This is a genomic window from Flavobacterium tructae, from assembly GCF_002217475.1.
GTDB classification, from domain to species: Bacteria; Bacteroidota; Bacteroidia; order Flavobacteriales; family Flavobacteriaceae; genus Flavobacterium; species Flavobacterium tructae.
In genome coordinates, this window is record NZ_MUHH01000096.1 from 1 (window position 1) to 785 (window position 785).

Here is a 785-nt window from a genome sequence, read left to right on the forward strand (position 1 = left end):
AAACCTGTCGGGTTTGTTTTCTAAAGAAAAACCAAATCGAAAACATTTTTTTTTCCTTATTTTTGATTTATGAAAATAGAAATTTGGTCGGACATTATGTGTCCGTTTTGTTATATCGGAAAAAGACAATTGGAAACAGCTTTAGCTGAATTTCCTAATGACGAGTTTGAAATTGAATGGAAAAGTTTCCAGCTTGATCCTACTATTGAAGCACAAACTGATAAAGATGTTTATACGTTTCTTGCTGAACGAAAAGGAATCTCTGTTGAACAATCCATCGAAATGCACAAAGGAGTCGTAGAACACGCTAAAAGCGTTGGTTTAGACTATCATTTTGATAAAGCGATAGTTTCAAATTCACTGTCGGCACATCGCATTATTCAGTTGGCCAAGACCAAAAATCTTGCCGATGAAATGGAGGAAATTTTCTTTCGAGCTTATTTTACAGAAGGAAGAGACTTAAATGATCCCGAAACTTTGATTGAACTTGGTGTAAAAGCAGGTTTAAACGCGGATGAAGTCAAAGAAACAGTTGAAAATGAAAAACTTTATATCAGCGATGTACACACTGATCTTATTCAGGCGCAAAATATGGGCATACAAGGAGTTCCTTTTTTTGTTTTTGATCGAAAATATGCAATCTCGGGAGCTCAGCCAGTTGAAGCTTTTGTAAATACGATCAAAGAGGTACAGAAATAAATTATAGATTTTTAGATTGTAAGTTGGTTCGCTCTTCGACTTCGCTCAGAGGGATAACTTACAATCTACATTTCACATCTTACATT

General features: G+C 35.0%; 1 protein-coding gene. It reads left to right on the top strand.

Features of this window, described 5'->3' with window-relative positions; genetic code table 11:
• Positions 1 to 69 precede the first annotated feature (69 nt).
• The gene (locus B0A80_RS20625) at positions 70 to 699 is read left to right on the top strand and encodes a DsbA family oxidoreductase (RefSeq protein WP_070905686.1); all 630 of its coding nucleotides are present in this window, start codon (positions 70 to 72) and stop codon (positions 697 to 699) included.
• The last annotated feature ends 86 nt before the right edge of the window (positions 700 to 785 follow it).

Bases quoted from the DNA above. Each gene is read 5' to 3' on its own strand.
- B0A80_RS20625 (WP_070905686.1), top strand. From the start codon at position 70: ATGAAAATAGAAATTTGGTCGGACATTATGTGTCCGTTTTGTTATATC.